The following is a 20,010-nucleotide window of genomic DNA, read 5'->3' as shown; positions in this document are numbered from 1 at the left end:
CCACAGAAACCCATATTTTCCGTCTGCGCTGCGGCTTGTTAACACAGACAGGAGCCCCCGCGGCTCGATGGCGAAAGCCAAAATATTCATAAAAACAAGAGGATCACCGATGATCAGGACAGGTCAACAGTATAGGGATTCGATCCGCGATGGCCGGCGCATATGGGTAAATGGAGAACGCGTAAGCGACGTCACCACCCATCCCCAGTTTAAGCCGATCGTGGATATCCGAGCTCGCATCTTCGACATGCAGCATGAGGAAGCACACCGCGACATCATGACTGTCGTACAGGATGGCGAGTGCAACGCACTTGGCAGCGCCCTTCCATACACGCAAGACGACTGGTGGGCCAAGCGGCGCGCGACGGACCATTTGCTCAACGAGGTGGGCGGTGTGGTCACTCGTGTCGGCGACGAGACCGTGGGTGAAATGTGGTCGCTCTTCGACGGGCAGGACGTTCTCAACGAGGTCGATCCGCAGTTCTCGAAGAACATCAAGCATCACATCCATCGGGTGCTGAGGGAGGATCCCTTCCATGTTTCGGCAAATACCGACCCGAAGGGCGATCGATCGAAAGCGCCCCAGGATCAAGATCCCGATATGCTGTTGCATGTTGTGAAGGAAACTGATGCCGGCATCGTAGTCCGTGGTGCGAAATATGAAACCGCTGCTGCCTATGCCAATCAGGCCTTTACCAAGCCAACCATCGCCAACTGGGGCAACAATGCGTTGAGCGATTATGCCGTAGGCTTTATTTGCGATCTCGGCAGCCCGAACCTGAAATTCATTTGCCGGACAGGCTTCGCCGGCCGAGCTTCTAAAAAGGACTATCCGTTGGCCAACGGGTTTGACGAGGTCGACACGATCGTGATCTTCGACGACGTGCTGATCCCGTGGGAAAACGTTCTGTTCTATCGGCATACCAAGGCCGCGACGTTTATCCGTGCAACTCTTCACCGCTATTCGGCGTTCGCATTTGTCCAGCGCAACCTCAAGGTCGCCGACATGATGATCGGTGCGGCGTTGTTCAATGCGCGCCAGACGGGCCTCGACAAGCAGCAGGCAGTGCAGGAAAAGCTTGCCCAGCTTGCTGTCTATCGTGAAGGCATCAACGCGCACCTTACCGCCGCAATCGCCTTGGCTGAGCGCTCGCCCGCCGGCCTGATGATGCCGAACCAGTCCCTGCTTTACACGGGTCGCGTTCTGGCTTGCTCGCAGCTTCACGAGATGATGCACATCGCCCGGGAACTCTGCGGCGGCCAGATTTGCGTAACGCCGGATGCGGCTTCGTTCGAAAACCCGGAAACCAAGCCATGGCTCGACAAGTACTACAGCATTAACGATGAATGGGTCGCAGACGACCGCCGGAAGCTGCTGGCATTTGCTCGCGATCTTTTGAACTCGGATTATGCCGGTCACCGGCTGACTTTCCAGCTCTTCGCTCAGTCTCCACCGTTCGCACATCTTGCCGCAGTCTATCGCAATTTCAACTGGGATAGCCCGCTGGCATTCGTCAAGAATTCCGCCGGATTGTCGGATCGCGTTTTGGGTGGGCAGACTTTCTCCGCAGCCGACAGCGCAATCTCCAGCTGGTTCTCGAACGACATCAGCACACAGGCAAAACGCGTTGCTGCTGAATGAGCCTCAGGGGGCAGCCTCGTTGGCTGCCGCCAAATCCATAACCTCCCATCGGCCGAATTGGTCGGCTCAATAAACGGAACCCAGAAATGATTCATAAACGGCTTCGTCCCTTCAACACCAAGCAGACCTATCCTGAGCAAAACCTCGACAACGATCTGAGCCAGGGCGTGGTCGCTCGCGGTGCCATGGTCTTCCTGCGTGGCCAGGTCAGCCAGGATCTGGATACCCGGGAATGCTTGCATGCCGGAGATCCCGGCAAGCAGACTGCCAAGACGATGGAAAACATCAAGATGTTGCTCGAAGAGGCCGGCAGCGAGATGGCGCATATTTGCCGGATCGTCGTCTATCTGACCGACATCCGCTACCGTGAAGCGGTTTATCAGGAGATGGGAAAATGGATGAAAGGTGTGCATCCCTGCTCAACCGGCATCGTGGTCCCGGCGCTCGCGCGACCGGAATGGGTGGTCGAAATTGAAGTGACCGCTGTCATTCCCGACGCGGCTTGAGGGGCGCCACGATGACCTTCTCGATTTCCGCACACTGCCCTGAGACCGGCATGTTTGGCGTTGCCGTCTCGTCTTCCTCGCCTTGCGTGGCCGCTCGCTGCGCCCATGCCAGGGCTGGCGTGGGCGCGGTCGCGACACAGAACATCACGGACCCGCGGCTCGGTCCAAAAGGGCTCGACCTTATGGCCTCGGGCCTGTCGGCCGGTGATGCACTCGAGGTGTTGAAGCGCGACGCTCCGTACCTGGAATATCGTCAACTGGCACTGGTCGATTCCCAGGGCCGCACGGCTTCCTTTTCGGGGGCGCAAACGCTCGGGACCCATCGCGTTGCAACTGGCGCAGGCGTAGTAGCCGCCGGCAATCTCCTTGCGAATCCGGGCGTTCCGGAGGCGATGGTAAAAGCTTTTGCCGAATCCGCGGGCCAAAGCCTGGGGGACAGGTTGCTGACTGCCATGCGTGCCGCCGAAGCAGCCGGTGGCGAGGAAGGTCCGGTCCATTCGGTCGGGATGATCCTCGTGCGAAAGGAGGCCTGGCCGATCGCGGATCTCCGCGTCGACTGGGCTGACAACGATCCAATCGGCCAGCTGGCGATCTTATGGGAACGCTGGAAGGGCGAAATGGAAGCCTATGTCTCGCGCGCCCTGAACCCGTCCGAGGCGCCGAGCTATGGCGTGCCGGGTGACATGTAGGCCGATGATTGAAATGTCCTCCCAGACATGACTACAAACGGGGCGCCAAAAGGCGTCCCGCCATTTCCGGACCTGAAATGATGAACACGCTCGATATCCTAGAGAGGCTGATTGCCTTCCCCACCGTCAGCCGGACATCCAACCGGGCGCTGATCGATTTCATTCGAAGCCTGCTCGACGGTGTGGGTATCCCGTCAATGCTTGTGGAAAGCCCCGATGGCACGCGGGCGAACCTGTTTGCCATCATCGGCCCTGGCGACAGTGCCGGCGTCGTGCTTTCCGGCCACACGGATGTCGTCCCTGTCGAAGGACAGGATTGGACACGTGATCCGTTTCGCCTTTCAATCGCAGATGGCCGAGCCTATGGCCGCGGCACCGCCGACATGAAAGGGTTCGTCGCTTCGGCAATCGCCGTGGCGCTAAGGGCGGCTAACCGATCCCTGCAGGTTCCGCTCCACCTGGCCTTTTCCTATGATGAAGAGATCGGCTGTGTCGGCGTGCGAGACCTTTTGCGGGACCTGGCGACACGGACAATACGCCCGATGGCCTGCATTGTCGGAGAGCCCACCGGGATGCGGATCGCAACGGGCCACAAGGGCAAGCTCGCCCTCCGCGCCTGCTGTATGGGCCATGCTGCTCATTCTGCCCTTGCCCCGAAAGCGCTGAATGCACTGCATCTCGGTGCGGATTTCCTCAGCGTGCTGCGTCGTGAACAACAACGTCTTGCGGAAAATGGTGCCAAGGACAACGCCTATGACGTTCCATTCAGCACCATCCACGCGGGTTGCATGCACGGGGGACAAGCCCTCAACATCGTCCCCGATCGCTGCGAGATTGATTTCGAAATCCGGAATGTAGCCGCCGATAACCCGCAGGCGATCCTCGCTCGAATCTTCGACGGAGCCGAAGGGATTGTCGCTCCGCTGCGCGCGCGGTTCCCCAAGGCGGCGATCATCATCGATGAAGTGAACGCCTACCCTGGTCTGGAGACCCCCGAAGAGGCTGACATCGTCAGGCTTCTCCGCCATATCACTGAAGATAACGGCCCAACATGCAAGGTCGCCTTCGGTACCGAGGCAGGGCTTTTCCATGATCAACTCGGCATCCCCGCGGCTATCTGTGGACCGGGGGATATGGCACAGGGACACAAGCCCGACGAATACATTGAGATCGATCAACTGGCGGCCTGCGATACCATGCTTGATCGCCTGGTCGACAAGCTCGCATCCGGGTTGTGACTTGCGTTGAAACGACGAGCGCTGCTCACCTGAAATCCAGCATACTTTGCGTCTGTCGATGCAGAGCGCGCCAATTGCGATGTCGATCGATCCACCTATACGCCGGGCGCGAATAGTTGCCTGCGATTGGCAGGAACCTGCTTTGGCCCCTTGGTTTCGGGTACGGTTATTCGCAATCCCGAGGACGTGGACATTCACCTGAATACAACGGACTATCCGCGACTGGCCATAGCGGCAGACACGGTGAATCCCGTTCGGTGCGGGCATTCTACTGGTCGCCGCCAATACGGAGATAGCATGCGCTTTACACTTCGACAGTTGAGTTACTTCATTGCTGCAGCAGAGACCGGAAGTGTCACGCGTGCCGCCGAACAGGTCAACATCTCCCAACCATCGATTTCCGCAGCGATCTCTCATCTCGAGATTGAATTTGGTGCTCAACTCTTTGTCCGCCATCATGCACAAGGTTTGTCGCTGACACCTGCCGGGCAAAGGTTGCTCGTCGCCGCAAAAGATGCGTTGCGCACCACCCAAGGTCTCTATGAAGTCGTAAATTCAGCGATGGGAGTGGTTGCTGGACCAATCAATCTCGGTACCTTTCGAACTTTCACGCCGTTGATTGTTCCGGAACTCTGGAAGGGCTTCGTTACGCGTTTTCCCGACGTGCAATTGCATATCACCGAGGGGAGCGAAGCGGAGCTTCTGGAAGGCCTCCGAAATGCGCGGCTCGACGTCGCGCTGACCTACGAAATTAGCCTGACAGCTGACATGAATTTTGTGCCGCTGGCTGAACTGCCGACCTACATTCTGCTCGCCGCGGACCATCCCTTGGCGACACGCCCCAGGTTGAAACTGACGGATTTGGAGAAAGAGCCGTTTATTCTGCTCGATCTTCCGCTGACCCGGCAATATTTCCTGTCGTTGTTCGAGCGGGCCGGAATAGCGCCGAGAGTTGTCGCCGAGACCAGCCTACCTGCAGCAATCAGATCCTACGTAGGTGCCGGGATTGGTTTCTCGATGATGACCGTCCGGCCACGTAATATGAGCGCGGAGAACGGTTATCCGCTCGCTTATGTCGAGTTGGAGGACGATTATCCTCCCATGAAGCTCGGCCTTGCCAGCCTCAAAGAGCTGAAGCGATCGCGGGTGGCGGAGGCGCTGGAGGAATTCTGTCGCGAACTGATCTGCGATGGAAGCCTGCCGGGCATGGTACCGATTCCGCCATCCCTCCAGCAGACTGACAAGTCCTCCCTCCTAAGTTTTTCTTGAGGCAAAACGCCAGAAAAGCATTCTTTTCCACTGGTCGCTACGCTGGAACAATGCATGCGTAGTTTCCGCCTCCGGGCGGTCTCATTCAACCAGTTAGAAAGACGGAGTGCTGGGCTTGGACGCGAAGATTGAACAGACCGTTCGCAACAGGTTTCTCGAGGGGATGAGCCATGCTGCCTGCACGGTGAACATCGTTACCACCGACGGGCCAGCAGGTCGCGCAGGTGTTACAGTTTCTGCGATGGCCTCGGTGTCAGCCGACAGCGAGTGGCCGACCATGCTTGTCTGCGTACATCATCTCAGCCCGGCCGCCGCAAGAATCGTGGAGAACGGCGTTCTTTGCGTGAACGTGCTCCGGGACGATCAGTCCTACATCTCCGACACTTTTGCCGGCCGGTTTAAGGATGAGGTCAGCGACAAGTTCGAATGCGCGGAATGGGTATCCATGCCGTCAGCGGCTCCACGCATCGACGACCCGCTCGTTGCGTTCGATTGTCGACTGGTCTCTTCGGAGAAGGTCGGAACCCACTACATCTTCCTTTGCGAAGTGCGGGATCTATACATTTCCCGTTCAGGCTCGCCACTCATCTACGCAAACAGAGCATATGGCGCTTCGATGCGGATTGATGGCGCCCGATCGCTGGCCGCAGCCCGAGCGAATGCCGGAACCCGGTTGTCTGTCGCCTGCTTCCACACTTTTGGGCCTTTCATCATGCCGAGGCTCATCCAGCGGATGGAGGGTATCGGTATCAGGTTGGTCGAAGGCGACCAAAGACGGTTGCGCGAAAGCATCCGCGCCGGCGAAAGCGAACTTGCCTTGTTGTACGACATCGATCTGGACGACGATCTTGTGAAAATTCCGCTCGACCAGTTGCAGCCATATGTACTGCTACCTGACGGCCATCGCCTTGCGGCGCAATCCGAGATCGAGGCGACGGAATTGGCGGAAGAGCCGATGGTGCTGCTCGACGCGCCTCCTAGCGCGGATTATTTCGTCGGTGTAATGCGTGCGGCAGGCGTTGAACCGCTGATTGCCCATCGCACCATCTCCTTTGAAATGGTGCGCGGTATGGTCGGACACGGGCTAGGATATGCCCTTCTCGTCACCAAGCCCGCGTCGGACATGACTTATGACGGTATGAAGCTGGTGGTGCGGCCGTTGGTGAGGCAGCAGGCACCGTCCTCGATCGTTATCGCCCACCGAAAACATGAAATTCTGTCCGCTCCAGCGCGGCGCTTCATTGAATGTTGCCTTGAAGTCTTCAAAGGCTGAGCAGCAACGAGGCAGGCCATCGTGCCTGCCTCGCGGCGCAAGACTGTCAAACCGCTGTGGTGGGTCTTAATGGAACGGTGAGAACTGCAGCTCCTTCGGCCAGTGTCAGGTGGGCAGCAGCGTTCACCAATGCGCTGTCGCCCTGGCCGAGAGAGATGGTTTGCTCCGAATCCGACAGACTGGAGACACCACGGAGCGCAAAGACAACATTCAATCCCCCTGGTTCCGGCCGCAAGACCATCTCTTCCGTCAGGACATTTGCCGGAGCGAGCTGCCATACATCCCGCGCGGCCATGACATTGACGACGCGCACGGCCCCCGCGGTTGGAGCGCCGACCGGAGTCAGGCCCGAGTCAAATGTATGAGGCTGTCCAAGTCCAAGCACCACGGTATGGTCAGCAAATTCCAGAGCGAGGCCCGCGCCCTCGATAAGGGTAATGGTCCTTTCCACGCCGAGAAACGATGAGAAAACGCCTGGGACGGATATGGTTGCTCGACTTACGCGCAGGTCGAACTGCTCGCGTGACGCGCTGGTGGGGAGCAGGCAGATTTCGTCAGTGGATCCAGTGCCATTCTTCCAGGGCATCGTGACATATCCTGTTGACGGCAAGTAGCTTATTGTCATGCATATTCCTTTCAAGCGGCGGCAAAGCGATAGCTGCCTTGTCCTGGGTGATGAAACCTATCGAATTGGCTTCTGCGCATTATCAGCAGGCCTAAAAGGCACCTGGCGCACGTCCGGCCTTTTTCGCACGACCTGTGCTTCCAGCCGCCACATTGTCGGTGTGGCCCGAACTGCCTGCGGCCCGAGCGGCAGGAACTCGCCGGCAGATGTAATATCGATGCAGCGGCGCTCGCCCCGCCCATCCGGCCCATCAACAAAACCGACATAGCGCCCCGCCCGAGGCTTGCAGAGATCATGATGAAGCTTGAGGCCGCCGTTCGGCGTTTGCCGGGTTTCAACGAGCCAGCCGTGCCCCAGAAGCCGGCTTGCCCCATGCAGGTCACCTGCCTGAATCGCTGCGCGGATTAGTGTGGAGGAGACGCGGACGCCCGCGTGCGTGATGTCCGGTGCGATGCTGACGCTGAAGCCTCGCGCTGCCCCGAGTTCCGACAACAGGCTCATGTCGCCCGCGCGCCGGTTGCCGAACCGGAAGTCCGGGCCGGCAATTACCCCTCGGACGCCAAGCGCATCGACAAGGATCCGGTCGACGAACTCTATTGGACTGAGACCGGCAAAGGCATGATCAAACAATGGCGAATAGATGAAGTCCACTCCGTATTGACCCAACTGCCAGCGCTTGGTCGCAGGCGTTGCAAGTCGAAACGGAGCATTTTCTTTACAAAAAAAGCTGCGCGGATGGGGTTCGCACGACATCACCGCCACCGGACGCCCGGCGGCAAGTCGATGCGCCATTCCAGCCAGAGCCTGATGGCCCAGATGAAATCCGTCGAAATTGCCGAGAGCGAGGACAGCGTTTCTGAGCGGATGATCCGAAGCGAGGTCATCCGTGACCACGTCGGGCAAATCGGTCGTCCCGCCGAACAGCGGATAGGCGTGTGACGTTGAGGCCATCTAAGATCGCTCCGATTGAGATGGCCCACACTAGAGTGCGGCATCAATGAGAGAAAATCCGATGTTTCGTGGCTTTGCATAGGGAAATCCTTGTCACCTCCATATGCGGGTCACAGCCCGCTTGTTCGCTGGCTGACGCAAAAAGCCTTCGTTCTCGCTGGCGAATCCCGACGGGCAAATCTTCCTGCGACATCAAGATCCGAAATTCTGAACCCTAGGATCAGGAAATCGTCGTTCCCTTTCGTGGAAGCGCGCTTATCCTCGCCTCTAATTATCTAGAGGTGGTCTCATGACCCTTTATGAAGTCCTCGACGTGTCTGCTGATTGCGCCGCAGCCGAGATTGAAAATGCCTATTGGTCAAGGCGTTCGGCGTCTGGCCACGCTGGCCTGCTCGGCCGGGCAATCGAGTCCCTCCAGATGACCGCAGACGTCGACTACGCTTACTTCGTACTCTCCGACGCGCAACGTCGCCAGGACTACGACAGGTCTCCGGATGACTTTCTGGAGTTTCATCTCGTGTCAATTGTCATCTAACATTGGGGATCAAGCATGCTCGGTACAAGAAGATGTGATGAACCGATTTTGAATGCCGCTGCCGCTGCCGCGCGGGGGGACCGGGAGGCGGTAAGGGCGGCAATCAAACGGTCAGAAGAGCTGGCAGCGCAAAGCGATATGCGTTCGATGTTGCAACTTTCCCAAGGGATTTCGCACGCTTTTCAATGGCTCATTTCCAAATGGCGACCGTCGTGAATCGTCGTTAGACTGAAATCGGCGTATTTCGGCTCGAAATACTGGCTCGGATTCACATCTAACGCAGTGTGATGGATTAACTCCTTCACAACTTCTTTCGACCGCCGCTTTAGCGGCAGATGAATACTCAATATGGCTGGGCTGCGAAAGAGTGCCTAGGCGATGTGAAATATCGGGACAAGCGGTCGACCCTATCTAAAGGAGAAGATCCTGACCTTCATGACGCGTGAAATTGCAAACACGGGTCGTCACGTCTGATATATTTGCGGAGTACGCTTGTGAATTCCGATTGAGGAGATGCCACATGACTGCCCCGCACCCGTCCAGAACACATATCGGCAATCACGCCCTGCATCCTGAAACCCAGATGCTGAACTACGGATATGATCCCGAACTCTCCGAAGGGGCGGTCAAGCCGCCGGTCTTTCTCACGTCGACCTTCGTGTTCGGCTCGGCGGAGGACGGCCGCGACTTCTTCGACTACGTTTCGGGCCGAAAGGAACCGCCGGCGGGCAAGGGAGCCGGGCTTGTCTACTCGCGCTTCAACCATCCAAACAGCGAGATCGTCGAGGACCGCCTGGCGGTCTACGAGCGGACAGAAAGCTGTGCTCTGTTCTCGTCCGGCATGTCGGCGATCGCGACGATGCTTCTCGCGTTTGTGCGCCCCGGCGATACGGTGCTGCATTCGCAACCGCTTTACGGTGGAACCGAAACGCTGCTTGCGCGGACGTTCCTCAATCTGGGCGTTTCCGCGGTGGGTTTTGCGGATGGGGTCAGGGAAGAGTCGGTCAGGGCCGCTGCTGAGGCTGCCATGGCAAAGGGCCGCGTTTCAGTTGTTCTGGTGGAAACTCCTGCAAACCCGACCAACAGTCTGGTCGATGTGGCGATGATCCGACGGGTTGCGGACGCGATCGGCGAGAAGCAAGGCCACACGCCCGTGGTGGCCTGCGACAATACCTTGCTGGGTCCGGTCTTCCAACGACCGATCGAATTTGGAGCGGACATCTCGCTTTACTCGCTGACCAAATATGTCGGCGGACACTCGGACTTGATTGCCGGAGCGGCACTTGGCAGCAAGGCGATCATGAAGCAGGTGAAAGCCTTGAGAGGTGCGATCGGCACCCAGCTCGATCCGCATTCCTGCTGGATGCTTGGTCGATCACTCGAAACACTGCAGCTCCGCATGGAGCGCGCCAACAGCAACGCAAGCGCCGTTGCGGATTTTCTGCGCGAACACCCTAAAGTCGACACGATCCACTACCTGCCGTTCCACGACCCGGACTCCGACGTTGGCCGGACATTCGCCGTCCAGTGCAGCGGCGCTGGTTCGACCTTCTCGTTCGATATTAAGGGCGGTCAGCCGGCCTCATTCAAGTTTCTGAACGCGCTCAAGATAGTCAAGCTCGCCGTCAGCCTGGGTGGAACGGAATCGCTTGCTTCGCATCCCGCCACGATGACCCATTCGGGTGTGCCAGCCGACGTTCGGCATCGTATCGGGGTTATGGAATCGACAATCCGGCTCTCGATCGGCATCGAACATCCCGACGACCTGATTGCCGATCTGGCGCAGGCGCTCGACCACGCGTGAGCGCGACCTGCCTGGCGGCTGCTGTTGTGGAATGGATATTTCCCGGAATGGCCGATTCCGGGAAATCCATTTCTGGCAAAATCTGTCCTGTCAGGGCAATGGTGCATTCGTCTGGAACCCAGACTGTGTAGAACAAGGCCGATCGAATGCTACGGATAATAACCTGTCTGCGAATGTATCGCGTCTTTGCATGACGCTGGGGCGATGCTATTTCGCCGGGATGCCCTGACAGAAACCGTGAGCTGAAAATGATATTCCCAACTGTCGCGGCCGATACCGTCTCGCAAGAGCGAGAGTTGGCCGCCCCCATGATTACCTTCGAAGGCGTGACCAAGCGTTACGGCGACGATGCAAAGTCCTTCACAGCGCTTGACGGCATTGACATGACCGTAAGCCGCGGCGCGATCACCGGTATCATCGGCCGCTCCGGCGCTGGAAAATCCACGCTGATCCGGCTTGTCAACGGCCTCGAAAAGGCGAGTTCGGGACGGGTGGTGGTGGATGGCACCGAGGTCGGACAACTGAACGACGCCGGTCTGCGCGGGTTGCGGCGCGAGGTGGGAATGATCTTCCAGCATTTCAACCTGCTGTCCTCGCGCACCGCCTTCGACAATGTCGCCCTGCCGCTGGAAATTGCCGGTCTGGACAATGTTGCGATCAAGCAGAAGGTCGGGCCGCTCCTGGAACTCGTCGGCCTCGGTGACAAGTCGACGCGCTATCCGTCCGAACTTTCGGGTGGGCAGAAGCAGCGCGTCGGCATCGCCCGGGCGCTGGCGACGTCGCCGAAACTGCTATTGTCCGACGAAGCGACCTCTGCGCTCGACCCGGAAACGACCCAGTCGATCCTGGCGCTGTTGAGGCAGATCAATGCCGAACTCGGCCTGACGGTTCTGCTGATTACCCACGAGATGGAGGTGGTCAAGACCATTGCCTCTCATGTCGCAGTCATTGACAAGGGGCGCATAGTCGAGCAGGGTCCCACCTTCGACGTCTTTACCGCGCCGAAGCACGAGACGACGCGGATCCTTCTGGCGTCCACACTGGGTACGACCCTGCCGGAATGGCTGCACTCCCGCCTGAAGGCAGAACACTCCGTGGGCGACCGAATTCTTGTGCGGCTCACCTTTTTCGGCGCGACGGCCTTCCAGCCACTGACCGCGCGGCTGGTCAGCGAAATCGGCGGCGACGTCAATATCCTTGCCGGCGCCATCGAAGAGATCGCCGGCGAGCCCTTCGGCACGCTTGTCGTCTCCTATCCGGCCGCCCCCGAGGTTATCGAGCGGGCCAACCGCTTTTATGCCGCAACCGGCCTGTCCAACGAGGTGCTCGGCTATGTCGCCTGAGATGCTTTTCGACCTTCTCTGGAAGTCGCTCTTACAGACGTTGCACATGGTCGCCGTATCCGGCCTCTTCGGATCGCTGATCGGCCTGCCGATCGGGGTTTTCCTCGCCACCAGCGGCAAGAACGAGCTTTTTCCGGCGCCGGCGCTGAACCATGCGATCGGGCTCGTCGTCAATGCAGCCCGTTCGACGCCGTTCATCATCCTGGTCGTGGCGATCATCCCCTTCACACGGCTTTTGACCGGCACCTCGATCGGCACCACCGCGGCAATCGTGCCGTTGACGATCGCCACCATCCCCTTCTTCGCCCGCCTCGTGGAGGCGGCCATCCGGGAGATCGACAAGGGGCTCATAGAGGCGGCCCGCGCCATGGGCGCAACGCCAATGCAGATCGTCTTCAAGGTGCTCCTGGCCGAGGCGCGGCCGGCCATCCTCCTGGCCTTCACCATGACCATTGTTAGCCTAATCGGCTATTCGGCCATGGTCGGCGCTGTTGGCGGCGGCGGCCTCGGCGACCTCGGTATCCGCTACGGCTACCAGCGTTTCATGCCGGAGGTGATGCTGGCCGTGGTTATCGTGCTGATCGTCCTCGTACAACTCGTCCAGAGCGCCGGCGATGCGCTGGCCCGCCGCTTCGACAAGCGAAACCGCAAAAGCTGATTAAAACTCCTCCCAAGTCGCATAACATAAAGGAAAGACAGATGATGAAGTTCCTCGCCACGGCAGCATTTGCCGCACTTCTCAGCGTTCCGGCGTTTGCCGAAGACATCAAGGTCGGCGTCACGCCCGGAGAGCACGCGCAGATCATGGAAAAGGTCAAGGAAGTCGCGGCCAAGAAGGGCCTTAACATCGAGATCCTCGAATTCTCCGACTATGTCGTGCCGAACCAGGCACTCGCCGACGGCGACCTCAATGCCAATTCGTTTCAGCACCAGCCCTATCTCGACAGCCAGATCGGCGATCGCGGTTTCGATCTCGTAAGCGTCGGCAAGACCATCACCACGCCGATGGGCGTCTATTCGAAGAAGGTGAAAAGCCTCGGCGAACTCGCCGACGGAGCGACTGTCGCCATTCCGAACGACCCGACGAACGGTGGCCGCGCGCTTCTCATTCTCGCCAAGGAAGGCCTCATCAAGGTCAAGCCGGAAGCGGGTCTGAAGGTCACTCCGGCCGACGTCACGGAAAATCCGAAGAACATCCAGTTCTCCGAACTCGACGCCGCCCAGCTTCCGCGCTCGCTCGACGATGTCGATGCAGCGGTCATCAACACAAACTACGCTCTGGAAGCCGGACTGCATCCGAACTCCGACGCTATCGCCATCGAAAACCGGGAGTCGCCCTATGCGAACGTGATCGTCGTGCGCCGCGCCGACAAGGATGCGCCGTGGGTCAAGACGCTGGTCGACTCCTATCACGACGAGAGCATCAAGACGTTCATCAACGAAGAGTTCAAGGGCGCGCTGATCCCGTCCTGGTAACAGCCGGGCGCGGACCCACGTCCGCAAGATGCTCGAACTCTGACGCCCGGCCGGCCCAGCGCCCGCCGGGCGTCGCTTTGGATCGGACATCGTCGCTGCGGGCTTGCGACAGCCCGGTCCGGCAGCAAGCCTCCCTCGACGATTAAAACGGCGGTTGATGAAGGGCTCCTGCATCCAGATTTGGTCCACTATGTCACCAAGCATCTCCAGCAAGGCGACGGTCATGGCCTTCATTCTGGAAAGGGCAGGGCACATTCAATTCGGCCGGCGGCTATCTCCGAACCCTGACGGACCGGGCGAGGAAAGGAGAATTCGGGCTTGGACCGATGCTGATGGCTTTGCTCAAGGCAAATGGCGGCAACGTGCGGAAAGCCGGGTAGTATGGCAGCAACAGTTCAATGGGTGCGAATGTCCGCGTGGGCCTGAAGGCATCTTGCTCCTCTATTGCCAGCTAGTGGGGATGGCAACGACTTGCTGAGCCCGTTGTCTCGATTTCAAGGGTTTCCGTCGGCGTGCCTTCCTCCTCTGAAAAGTTGTTTGCAGCGCTTGCCCGGCCTTCTGGAAGCGACTGCAGGTGCTTTTCAGGTGGGTTCGTAGGCGATAGGCTCTCATTCGAACAGGAATGATCGGATTCGCATGCCTTCCCAACTCGATATGTTTTCGCATGACAGCGTGCACTCCCGGGTCACAACGCGCGCCAAAGGTCAGTCCAGGCCTCAAAATTCCGCGATGACCGAACAGGACATGCAGAGGTCGCTTGAGGCGACGGGCCGCTATCGCATTCTCACAAAACTTCAGCCCCGGGCAGTCGCTCCCACACCTCGACCAGGTTTCCCTTTGCGTGGGGTCATTCTCGACACGGAAACGACTGGCCTCAATGCCCGCACCGATGAAATCATCGAGATTGGCGTTCTTGCCTTCACCTTCAACGCAGACGGCGGGATCGGCGATGTCAGTGGGCTGTTTGGCGGCATGCGGCAGCCGTCTGGCAAAATCCCGGCGGAGATTACCCGTCTGACCGGAATTACTGACGAGATGGTTGCCGGCAAATCGATCGACATTCAGGCGCTCGAACGGCTCATCGCACCGGCCGACCTGCTCATCGCCCACAACGCCGCTTTTGATCGGCCCTTTTGCGAAGCCTTTTCGCCGATGTTTGTCAACAAGGCCTGGGCATGTTCGGTCGCCGAGATCGATTGGCGCGCGCGCGGCTACGAAGGCACCAAGCTCGGCTATCTCATCGGCCAGTCGGGGTATTTTCATGACGGGCATCGCGCGGTCGACGACTGTTTTGCGCTTCTGGAAGTGTTGTCGGGCGGAGGCCAAAAGCCCGGGCGATCGGCGTTTGCGGAACTCTATGCCGCCAGCCAGCAATCACGCGTCCGGATCTACGCCGAGCAGAGCCCGTTTGACATGAAAGATCAGCTCAAGGCGCGCGGCTACCGCTGGTCAGACGGCAGCGAAGGGCGTCCCAAATCCTGGTGGATCGAACTTCCCGAGGATGCGCTCGATGACGAGCTGCTTTATCTCCGTTCGGAGATCTACCGGTGGCAGGATGCAGATCCGCCGGTCGTTCACCTGACGGCCTTCGACCGCTTCCGTACGCGGAAATAGTCTCTCGCTTGCCAGGTGGGGCAGGGATGGTGACATCGACCTGATCCACATTGGCAGGGCCGTCACCCCCCGATCTATCGGTCCTGCTCATAGGTGCTATGCACAATCGCACTCTTGTCGTTGGTGCGATGCAGCATTATATCTAGGTCATGAAGCCGATCACCTCCTCCCGATTGGCTCCAGCGACCACCGGCACTCCTCCTCCCAGCCGTTGGTCAATATCAAGAAGCTCGGTGCACCTCCTCCCGCACCGGGCTTTTTTTGTATTTGCCAGATCATGACCCGGCATGCCTGCGCCAGGGAACTGGCTTGTCGGCCAGCTTGCTTGTTTCGGACTCCGGAACCCGATCATAGCGGCGCGATCGGACATGGGGCCGGCATCCTTGCGCTCCTTGGCGATCATGAGCGGGCGCGCGAATGGGCGTCGCGTGCCAGCCTGCTGGAGCCCGACAATATTCAGCTGCAATCAAACCTTGCTTGTGCCTGGGCGGTCAGCGGGGATGCCGCTGCTGCGCTGGAGACACTCGAGCGCATTGCGCCAAAGATGAGCCTTGAATTGCTGGTATGGATGGAAAACGACAACGACCTGGACAGCTTGCGTGGCCTGCCGCGGTTCGCTGAAATCATCCACACAATCAGGGCGCGCTTCCAGAACGAGGCGTCACCTGGCGACCCGCCTAACGCCTACCGCCAGCCCAGCGCCGGCGCGACCTGTTTCAGGATCGCCTCGATCACATGGGCGTTATAGTCGACACCGAGCTGGTTGGGGACGGTCAGCAGCAGCGTATCGGCTTCGGCCCGCCAACTGTTTGATCAATTGTTATTCGCGCCGGCGAAAGAAGGCCAGGTCAAGCTTGTGGGCGGGATCATCGTGAACGGGCCCTGCTGAAAGCGGTACGGTCGCGTTGAAAAGAAGGCGCCAATCCGTGCGCGGCAAGGCAACTGCTTCATGGACAGATCTTGAGAGATCGTATTCCGCAATCGGTTCGATCCATGCACCACCGCCGTTCGAAGCCTGTGGTGTGACCAGCATCGCACCATCAGTTCTTTGCGCCTCGAAAGCGACGAGGTTCCGGGTCTGATATGATTTTTTAGAGCGACGTCCTTTTGAAAATGAACTCGGGAAGAGCACGAATGATCAGCATTATCGGCTCCCAGACCCATTTGACGTGGACCACGTTTTTTCGCTTCTCTACGGCACGATAGATTGCCTCGGCAACCTCCTGAGGTTGCGCCGTCAGTGCGGTTGGCAGGTTCATTCCCTCGGTCATTCGTGTGGCGACGAATCCTGGCTTGATCGTAATGACGTGCACACCGGCCTGCGAAAGCCGGTTGCGCAGACCCGATAGGAACGCTGTAAATCCTGCCTTGGCCGAGCCATAGACGTAGTTGCTGGCCCGTCCACGATCGCCTGCTACCGACGATACCCCGACGAGCGTACCCCGACCTTTTTTCTCCATTTCCTGAGCGAACAAGCCCAAGATCAGCGCGGGCCCTTCATAGTTCGACCGCATGACAAGCGCGGCAGCCTCTGGCAATCTCTGGCTTTCTTCCTGGTCTCCCATCGTGCCAACTACACAAATGACAATCTCTGGCGCAGGGGCCAGGCTAGCTACGAAGCCTGCCATTGCCGGTGTGTCCAAGATATCAAATTCCGCCAACTGTGCCACGATGCGGTGGCGGAGCTCGATGTCGATCCGCGTCTCCTCGAGTGTAGTGGCGTTCCGCGCCGCAAGTGTCACCGCGTGGCCGGCCTCGGCGAAACGGTGCGCAATTGCGAGGCCAATGTCTGAGCGTCCGCCGAGTACCAGAACCTGCCCGCTCAAATTTTCAACCTCTCCGCTTGCGCCGAACAGAAACTCACGTCGAGGCCCGCCGCGCGCCGCATTTCACGAAAATTCTCTGCACGCGGATCGGCTCGGCGGAGCGTTGCCGCTGCCAGCCGCGCGTCCTTGGCGAGATAAAAGCGCCCACCGTGGTCGATCGTAATCGCGTCGAGTCTGTCCAGAAGGTGCAACGTCTCCCGGTTGACGGGAAAATCGAGCGCCAGGGTGTAACCTGCCATCGGGAATGAAAATGGACTTTTCTGCTCCCCAAGTCGTTTCAGAACTGCCAGGAACGAGCCTTGGCCCGCCGTCGCCGTCGCGTTCAGCAGTGCCGTGAGGCCCGACGCGGACGCCTCAAGCGGAAGAACGCACTGGAACTGCACAAAACCCCGCCTGCCGTAGATCCGGTTCCATCCCAGAACTGCGTCGAGCGGGTAGAAGAAACTATCCCAATCGACAAGACGCTCGCCCCGAGCAAAACGCCCCCTAAGCCAATATGCCGCGTTAAATGCACGGACCGTGTAGCTATTGAGTGCAGCCGCCGGAGCATCGAACCTCATTCGCCACTTCACGCGCTCGGGCGACTGCAGCGGTCGTTCACGTCGGTCCGGCGGCAGCAGGCCAGCTGCCGCGTGTTCGCCAGTTGTGATGATCGATCGGCCAACCGCATCTCCGCGCGCCAGGCAGTCGATCCATGCGACCGAATAGGTACTATCATCCGCTGCCTCGAATGCCGCCAATGCCTCGAAGAGGTTCGGTGCCAGGACGGCTTTCTCATGGATCCAGGCACTCTCGACCGGCTTGAGACGGATCGCCGCTCTTAGGATGAGGCCGGTAAGCCCCATCCCGCCCAGTGTAAACTCGAAGAGATTGGCATGCTCGATGCGGCTGGCGCGAGTCACACTGCCGTCCGCGCCCATAATGTCGATCCAATCAACGAAGGTGCCGAACGAGCCTTCCTTGTGATGGTTCTTGCCATGCACGTCGGCGGCGATAGCTCCCCCGATGGTGACGAACTTTGTCCCTGGCGTCACATAGGGGAACCAGCCCCGAGGCAGAAACGCCTTGATAACGTCACCAAGGATCACGCCGGCCTCGGCTACGAGGCGACCTGACGACTCATCGAACGACAGCATCCGGTTCATGCGGCGCATATCGATGGTAGTCACGGTGCCTATTGCGCTGTCCCCATATGCGCGCCCACTGCCGCGAGCTACAACACCGCCTGCTCCGACAAGCCCCCGAAGCGTATCCTCGTCCCGCGGTGTCTCAACGCGACAATCTCGCCGCGGATAACCTCCCCAACCTGCGAGTTCGACCTTCATGTAGGACCGGCTTTCTCACCAGAGGAAATGCGATCGGTGAAGACAAATTGCCGGTCCAGATTGTATTTAATAAAGTAGCCCACGACGAGTCCGAAAATGGCGCCGGCTTCGCGTGCCAGGGTCGTTCTCCAGATTAACCAGAAGGCTGTTTCGGTACCCCAGAAGATAGCCGTCGTCACGATGCCCGTGGCCGTGTAGAGCGTGAACTTCCGACCGTGAGATACTAAACCGGACGCACCGTCGAAGAAGATCCACCGCTTGTCCAGAATGTATTTCAGCACTAGCCCGACCAAGGTTCCCAGTCCGACCGCCGTGACGAATCCGAGCGCACTGTCATCGATCGCAAGCATGATCCTTTGCGTAGTCAAGTTGGCGATTATCGAGGCCGCCGCGAAAGCAGCGTAACGCAACATCCGTACCTCTGGCGTCATAAAATCGTCCCCGCCAAAGCCAGTGCAAAGACCAACGCGCCACAAGCATGCGATATCCTATCACGTGCCGCGAACACCACAGGGTCGTCATGCATCAAGCCCCGATGGGTGATCATCACCATTCGGCTGATCCAATAGAACAGAACCAGGCAGATACCCCACAGCGGCAGCGGGTTGGCGTAAAGCACATGAACCGAGTCGGATTGGAGATAAAGCGCAAGCACCAGAATAGCCACATAGCCAGACGAAACCGCCATGCTCGCCATCAAAGGCATGTCACCCACCTCGTAGCGCCGGCCATGTGCTGTAAGTTCGCCGGCGGCCACGCCCGAGATCAGTTCGGCCTGCCGCTTCATCGCTGCGAGTGAGAAGAAGAAGAACATCGAGAATGCCAGGAGCCACATTGACAAAGTAATCGACGGAGCCACACCGCCGGCGACGATGCGCAGCGTATAAAGGCACGCCAGTGCACAAATGTCGACGATCAGGAGGCGCTTGAGCTTGAATGAATAGGCGGTCGTGACGGCATAGTAGCAGACCATCACCCCAAAAAAGAGCGGTCCCAGCAGAAGCGAAATAATCATCCCCACGGCCATCAGTCCTGGGGCGAGTACGGTTCCCGTGGCGAGCGGCAGCGCCCCGCTCGCAAATGGGCGGTGCCGTTTGCGCGGGTGTAGCCTGTCGGGGCCTAAATCGACCAGGTCGTTCAGGAGGTATACGGATGACGCGATCACACTGAAAGCGACGAAGGCCAGTATCGTGCGCCCGAGGGTGATTGCATCGAACTGGTGTGCAGCCGCCATCGGCAGAAATATCAGCACGTTTTTCATCCACTGGTGTGGCCTCAGCGCCTTCAGGAGCGCTGCACCCCGGCTAGCGCGGGTAGTGAGGTGCTCGGCATCCTTCACCAGCGCGTCGACCCGGACCCGTCGACCCGGTGGCAAGTCGACCGTCACCGCCGCTTTGGCGATGCGCCAGACGTCGATGTCGTCCTCCGCATCGCCAATGTAAGTGAAGCGAAATTCCCCATAACGTTCTGCGAGGAAGGCGGCCTTTTCAGGTCCCTTGAGGTTTCGCGATCCGTTCGAGCCGTGTACTTCGTCAAATAAGCCCAGATGCGCCGCGACCGCGTCAGCCAATGTTTGATCCGACGCTGTGACGAGGGCCGTCCTCCCTCCGGAGTCGCGCCACTGGCGGACATGATCTACCACAGCGTCGTTGTATGGCAGATGCGTGACGTCGATCGGTCCAAGTTTGGCCAAATTCCGCTTGAGGGCTGCACGCCCTTCAATCAGGCTGCGGGCAGCTATCGGAACAACACTCAGTTGCTGCTTGGAAAGGGCGGACCAGAACGTTTCAAACAGTAGATCAGTTCGAGTGAGCGTACCGTCGAGATCGACGACCATGACCTCACCTATTTTGCTACTTGGACTCCGGAAATGGCGGATTGACGCCTCTGCCTC

General features: G+C 59.0%; 18 protein-coding genes and 4 pseudogenes. 15 read left to right on the top strand and 7 right to left on the bottom strand.

The annotated features are described in order from the left end of the window. Window positions 1-109 precede the first annotated feature (109 nt). From JJB09_RS16970 to JJB09_RS16945, 6 genes are all read left to right on the top strand, one after another. Window positions 110-1,642 (top strand): 4-hydroxyphenylacetate 3-hydroxylase family protein, encoded by a 1,533-nt coding sequence (locus tag JJB09_RS16970; RefSeq protein WP_201660669.1) that lies wholly within the window; start codon window positions 110-112, stop codon window positions 1,640-1,642. A gap of 86 nt (window positions 1,643-1,728) precedes the next feature. Then, window positions 1,729-2,148, top strand: a complete 420-nt coding sequence (locus tag JJB09_RS16965) for a RidA family protein (protein WP_201660666.1) — start codon at window positions 1,729-1,731, stop codon at window positions 2,146-2,148. 11 nt (window positions 2,149-2,159) lie between these two features. Continuing rightward, complete coding sequence (locus tag JJB09_RS16960) at window positions 2,160-2,837, top strand: DUF1028 domain-containing protein (RefSeq protein ID WP_201660664.1); 678 nt, start codon at window positions 2,160-2,162, stop codon at window positions 2,835-2,837. A gap of 77 nt (window positions 2,838-2,914) precedes the next feature. Beyond that, window positions 2,915-4,075 carry an acetylornithine deacetylase gene (gene argE, locus JJB09_RS16955; RefSeq protein ID WP_343229043.1) on the top strand — a complete coding sequence of 387 codons (1,161 nt, stop codon included), beginning with the start codon at window positions 2,915-2,917 and terminating at the stop codon, window positions 4,073-4,075. 297 nt (window positions 4,076-4,372) lie between these two features. Then, entirely contained in the window at window positions 4,373-5,344 is a 972-nt protein-coding gene (locus tag JJB09_RS16950; protein ID WP_201660661.1) for a LysR family transcriptional regulator, read from the top strand. Between the two features lie 115 nt (window positions 5,345-5,459). Beyond that, window positions 5,460-6,617, top strand: a complete 1,158-nt coding sequence (locus tag JJB09_RS16945; RefSeq protein WP_201660659.1) for a LysR substrate-binding domain-containing protein — start codon at window positions 5,460-5,462, stop codon at window positions 6,615-6,617. Window positions 6,618-6,663: 46 nt separating this feature from the next. Here JJB09_RS16945 and JJB09_RS16940 read toward each other — a convergent pair whose 3' ends face one another. After that, window positions 6,664-7,203, bottom strand: a complete 540-nt coding sequence (locus JJB09_RS16940; protein ID WP_201660657.1) for a HutD/Ves family protein — start codon at window positions 7,201-7,203, stop codon at window positions 6,664-6,666. 96 nt (window positions 7,204-7,299) lie between these two features. After that, window positions 7,300-8,193 carry a hypothetical protein gene (locus tag JJB09_RS16935; protein WP_201660655.1) on the bottom strand — a complete coding sequence of 298 codons (894 nt, stop codon included), beginning with the start codon at window positions 8,191-8,193 and terminating at the stop codon, window positions 7,300-7,302. A gap of 289 nt (window positions 8,194-8,482) precedes the next feature. Here JJB09_RS16935 and JJB09_RS16930 point away from each other — a divergent pair, with 289 nt between their 5' ends. From JJB09_RS16930 to JJB09_RS27125, 9 genes and pseudogenes are all read left to right on the top strand, one after another. Next, window positions 8,483-8,728, top strand: coding sequence for a hypothetical protein (locus JJB09_RS16930; protein WP_201660653.1), 246 nt, complete (start codon window positions 8,483-8,485; stop codon window positions 8,726-8,728). 520 nt (window positions 8,729-9,248) lie between these two features. After that, entirely contained in the window at window positions 9,249-10,532 is a 1,284-nt protein-coding gene (locus JJB09_RS16925; protein ID WP_201660651.1) for a cystathionine gamma-synthase family protein, read from the top strand. 248 nt (window positions 10,533-10,780) lie between these two features. Further along, window positions 10,781-11,875, top strand: a complete 1,095-nt coding sequence (locus JJB09_RS16920; protein WP_425523735.1) for a methionine ABC transporter ATP-binding protein — start codon at window positions 10,781-10,783, stop codon at window positions 11,873-11,875. Beyond that, window positions 11,865-12,533, top strand: coding sequence for a methionine ABC transporter permease (locus tag JJB09_RS16915; protein WP_201660648.1), 669 nt, complete (start codon window positions 11,865-11,867; stop codon window positions 12,531-12,533). The genes JJB09_RS16920 and JJB09_RS16915 overlap by 11 nt, the downstream gene beginning before the upstream one ends. A gap of 41 nt (window positions 12,534-12,574) precedes the next feature. After that, window positions 12,575-13,351: a MetQ/NlpA family ABC transporter substrate-binding protein gene (locus JJB09_RS16910; RefSeq protein WP_201660645.1), complete on the top strand. Its 777-nt coding sequence runs from the start codon at window positions 12,575-12,577 to the stop codon at window positions 13,349-13,351. A 132-nt stretch (window positions 13,352-13,483) separates the two neighbouring features. After that, a pseudogene (locus JJB09_RS26670) lies at window positions 13,484-13,567 on the top strand (IS6 family transposase); the annotation flags it as partial. Continuing rightward, window positions 13,566-13,731, top strand: a pseudogene (repC, locus tag JJB09_RS27130) (replication initiation protein RepC); the annotation flags it as partial. The pseudogenes JJB09_RS26670 and repC, both read left to right, overlap by 2 nt. Window positions 13,732-13,987: 256 nt before the next feature. Then, complete coding sequence (locus tag JJB09_RS16900; RefSeq protein ID WP_201660642.1) at window positions 13,988-14,965, top strand: 3'-5' exonuclease; 978 nt, start codon at window positions 13,988-13,990, stop codon at window positions 14,963-14,965. A 277-nt stretch (window positions 14,966-15,242) separates the two neighbouring features. Next, window positions 15,243-15,581 (top strand): annotated as a pseudogene (locus JJB09_RS27125) (TPR end-of-group domain-containing protein); the annotation flags it as partial. Window positions 15,582-15,649: 68 nt separating this feature from the next. On the opposite strand, the pseudogene JJB09_RS16895 reads toward JJB09_RS27125, so the two are convergent. The 5 genes and pseudogenes from JJB09_RS16895 to JJB09_RS16875 form a co-directional block, all read right to left on the bottom strand. Next, a pseudogene (locus tag JJB09_RS16895) lies at window positions 15,650-15,763 on the bottom strand (LLM class flavin-dependent oxidoreductase); the annotation flags it as partial. Window positions 15,764-16,056: 293 nt separating this feature from the next. Next, on the bottom strand, window positions 16,057-16,791 hold the full coding sequence (locus JJB09_RS16890) for an SDR family oxidoreductase (protein WP_201660639.1): 735 nt from the start codon (window positions 16,789-16,791) through the stop codon (window positions 16,057-16,059). Further along, the gene (locus JJB09_RS16885; protein ID WP_201660637.1) at window positions 16,788-18,116 is read right to left on the bottom strand and encodes an FAD-binding oxidoreductase; all 1,329 of its coding nucleotides are present in this window, start codon (window positions 18,114-18,116) and stop codon (window positions 16,788-16,790) included. Before JJB09_RS16885 ends, JJB09_RS16890 begins: the two co-directional genes overlap by 4 nt. After that, window positions 18,113-18,547, bottom strand: a complete 435-nt coding sequence (locus tag JJB09_RS16880) for a GtrA family protein (RefSeq protein WP_201660634.1) — start codon at window positions 18,545-18,547, stop codon at window positions 18,113-18,115. Before JJB09_RS16880 ends, JJB09_RS16885 begins: the two co-directional genes overlap by 4 nt. Further along, a complete protein-coding gene (locus tag JJB09_RS16875; RefSeq protein WP_201660631.1) occupies window positions 18,544-19,953 on the bottom strand; it encodes a UbiA family prenyltransferase in 1,410 nt (469 codons plus the stop codon). Before JJB09_RS16875 ends, JJB09_RS16880 begins: the two co-directional genes overlap by 4 nt. Window positions 19,954-20,010: the final 57 nt, after the last annotated feature.

This window comes from Phytoamicus setariae, assembly GCF_016722925.1.
Taxonomy (GTDB): Bacteria; Pseudomonadota; Alphaproteobacteria; order Rhizobiales; family Rhizobiaceae; genus Rhizobium_E; species Rhizobium_E setariae.
Note: the sequence above shows the minus strand (reverse complement) of the source record. Positions and strands in the feature narration are given on the sequence as shown.